Here is a 3,791-nt window from a genome sequence, read left to right on the forward strand (position 1 = left end):
GGATCGTACGCTAGGCCCAACGCTTCACCCCGAAGGGATCCATCAAAGGGATTCAGATACTTAGCACTACTGGATTGTCTTGGGCGGTTCTTCGCCGGTACGGGAATATCAACCCGTTGTCCATCGACTACGCCTGTCGGCCTCGCCTTAGGTCCCGACTTACCCAGGGAAGATTAGCTTGACCCTGGAACCCTTGGTCTTCCGGAGGACGGGTTTCTCACCCGTCTTTCGCTACTCATGCCTGCATTCTCACTCGTGTGGCATCCACGGCTGGTTCACACCGCCGCTTCACTCGCCACACGACGCTCTCCTACCCATCAACACGGCTGGACCACGAAGGCCTACCACTAATGTCAATGCCACAACTTCGGTGGCGTGCTTGAGCCCCGTTACATTGTCGGCGCGGAATCACTTGACCAGTGAGCTATTACGCACTCTTTCAAGGGTGGCTGCTTCTAAGCCAACCTCCTGGTTGTCTGTGCAACTCCACATCCTTTCCCACTTAGCACGCGCTTAGGGACCTTAGTTGGTGGTCTGGGTTGTTTCCCTCTCGACTATGAAGCTTATCCCCCACAGTCTCACTGCTGCGCTCTCACTTACCGGCATTCGGAGTTTGGCTGACGTCAGTAAGCTTTTGGGCCCCATCGGCCATCCAGTAGCTCTACCTCCGGCAAGAAACACGCAACGCTGCACCTAAATGCATTTCGGAGAGAACCAGCTATCACGAAGTTTGATTGGCCTTTCACCCCTATCCACAGCTCATCCCCTCCATTTTCAACTGAAGTGGGTTCGGTCCTCCACGACGTCTTACCGTCGCTTCAACCTGGCCATGGATAGATCACTTCGCTTCGGGTCTAGACCCTGCGACTGAATCGCCCTATTCGGACTCGCTTTCGCTACGGCTGCCCCACACGGGTTAACCTCGCCACAGAGCACTAACTCGCAGGCTCATTCTTCAAAAGGCACGCCGTCACCCCTACAAGGAGGCTCCGACGGTTTGTAAGCAAACGGTTTCAGGTACTATTTCACTCCCCTCCCGGGGTACTTTTCACCTTTCCCTCACGGTACTTGTCCGCTATCGGTCATCTGGGAGTATTTAGGCTTATCAGGTGGTCCTGACAGATTCACACGGGATTTCTCGGGCCCCGTGCTACTTGGGATACTCTTCACGCCATAACACCATTTCGACTACGGGGCTCGCACCCGCTCTGGCCAGGCGTTCAAACCTGTTCGTCTATGATGCGCTGTAACGTTCACCGGCCGGCAGACCGGAACGAAAAGTCCCACAACCCCGGCCATGCAACCCCTGCCGGGTATCACACATGACTCGGTTTAGCCTCTTCCGCGTTCGCTCGCCACTACTGACGGAATCACTGTTGTTTTCTCTTCCTGTGGGTACTGAGATGTTTCACTTCCCCACGTTCCCTCTACCCGCCCTATATATTCAGGCGGGAGTCACCAGGTCACCACAAGGGGCCTGGCGGGGTTTCCCCATTCGGAAATCCTCGGATCACAGCTCGTTTATCAGCTCCCCGAGGCTTATCGCAGATTACGACGTCCTTCTTCGGCTCCAGATGCCAAGGCATTCACCGTTTGCTCTTATGAACTTGCTAATCACATGAGTTAAGAAACTACAACTCGAAAAGTTGCAGATCCAATGATTTGCATGACCGCAGCCCGAAAGCCGCGCCATGCGAATCTTGTCGATCCACGACCGAAGCCGTGAATCTAAGATGCTCGCGTCCACTGTGTAGTTCTCAAAATACGGGCGGTATCCCTCTCCCACACACCCAGGCGTGAGAAAAGGATCCGGAGAGTCGACCCCGCCACCCGAAGGCAGCCGGCCCGGTCCCTCAGGACCCAACAGCGTGCATGTACCCGACTCCACCGCCCCGACGCGTTCCCAACCCGAAGGCTGTACTGACGCGAGACGATCTCACCGAGCACCTAGTTCAATGTTCCACCCATGAGCTACCAGCAAAGACATTCGCTTTGATCTGGCGCCTGGAACACCCTGCGGTGTCCAGATGCTCCTTAGAAAGGAGGTGATCCAGCCGCACCTTCCGGTACGGCTACCTTGTTACGACTTAGTCCTAATCACCGATCCCACCTTCGACAGCTCCCTCCTTGCGGTTAGGCCACTGGCTTCGGGTGTTACCGACTTTCATGACTTGACGGGCGGTGTGTACAAGGCCCGGGAACGTATTCACCGCAGCGTTGCTGATCTGCGATTACTAGCGACTCCGACTTCATGAGGTCGAGTTGCAGACCTCAATCCGAACTGAGACCGGCTTTTTGGGATTCGCTCCACCTTACGGTATCGCAGCCCTTTGTACCGGCCATTGTAGCATGCGTGAAGCCCAAGACATAAGGGGCATGATGATTTGACGTCATCCCCACCTTCCTCCGAGTTGACCCCGGCAGTCTCCTATGAGTTCCCACCATGACGTGCTGGCAACATAGAACGAGGGTTGCGCTCGTTGCGGGACTTAACCCAACATCTCACGACACGAGCTGACGACAACCATGCACCACCTGTATACCGACCTTGCGGGGCAACCATTTCTGGAAGTTTCCGGTATATGTCAAGCCTTGGTAAGGTTCTTCGCGTTGCATCGAATTAATCCGCATGCTCCGCCGCTTGTGCGGGCCCCCGTCAATTCCTTTGAGTTTTAGCCTTGCGGCCGTACTCCCCAGGCGGGGAACTTAATGCGTTAGCTGCGACACGGAGACCGTGGAAAGGTCCCCACATCTAGTTCCCAACGTTTACGGCGTGGACTACCAGGGTATCTAATCCTGTTCGCTCCCCACGCTTTCGCTCCTCAGCGTCAGTAACGGCCCAGAGAACTGCCTTCGCCATCGGTGTTCCTCCTGATATCTGCGCATTCCACCGCTACACCAGGAATTCCATTCTCCCCTACCGCACTCTAGTCTGCCCGTACCCACTGCAGGCCCGAGGTTGAGCCTCGGGTTTTCACAGCAGACGCGACAAACCGCCTACGAGCTCTTTACGCCCAATAATTCCGGACAACGCTTGCACCCTACGTATTACCGCGGCTGCTGGCACGTAGTTAGCCGGTGCTTTTTCTGCAGGTACCGTCAAGCCGAAGCCCTTCTTCCCTACTAAAAGAGGTTTACAACCCGAAGGCCGTCATCCCCCACGCGGCGTTGCTGCATCAGGCTTTCGCCCATTGTGCAATATTCCCCACTGCTGCCTCCCGTAGGAGTCTGGGCCGTGTCTCAGTCCCAGTGTGGCCGGTCACCCTCTCAGGCCGGCTACCCGTCGTCGCCTTGGTGAGCCATTACCTCACCAACTAGCTGATAGGCCGCGAGTCCATCCTTGACCGAAAAACTTTCCACCCGCACCCGATGCCGGGGCAGGTCGTATCCGGTATTAGACGCCGTTTCCAGCGCTTATCCCAGAGTCAAGGGCAGGTTACTCACGTGTTACTCACCCGTTCGCCACTAATCCACCCAGCAAGCTGGGCTTCATCGTTCGACTTGCATGTGTTAAGCACGCCGCCAGCGTTCGTCCTGAGCCAGGATCAAACTCTCCGTAAAAAAATTACGACCCCCAACCCCGAAGAGAAGGAGAGTCAAGTTTGACCTCTAGCAAATAAGACATCTCTCCGACCCGAAAGCCGGAAGCTGACATCAATTTCCAAAGGAATCCCAACCCGATCCGAAGATCAAGGCCGGGGTATAAAATTGGCATTGAACATAGTGCACGCTGTTGAGTTCTCAAGAATCGGACACATCCCGCCTCCACACCAGAACGGTGCTTCACAACG

2 rRNA genes (1 of these 2 cut by a window edge) are annotated in these 3,791 nt (G+C 55.6%); both read right to left on the reverse strand.

Annotated features, from left to right (window positions below):
* Window positions 1–1,613, reverse strand: a 23S ribosomal RNA gene (locus C5C10_RS17130); it reaches 1,253 nt to the left of the window's first position.
* 425 nt (window positions 1,614–2,038) lie between these two features.
* Window positions 2,039–3,561 (reverse strand): 16S ribosomal RNA (locus C5C10_RS17135).
* Together the 16S and 23S rRNA genes form the textbook arrangement of a ribosomal RNA operon.
* Window positions 3,562–3,791: the final 230 nt, after the last annotated feature.

The organism is Rathayibacter sp. AY1A3 (assembly GCF_002930975.1).
Classification (GTDB): domain Bacteria; phylum Actinomycetota; class Actinomycetes; order Actinomycetales; family Microbacteriaceae; genus Rathayibacter.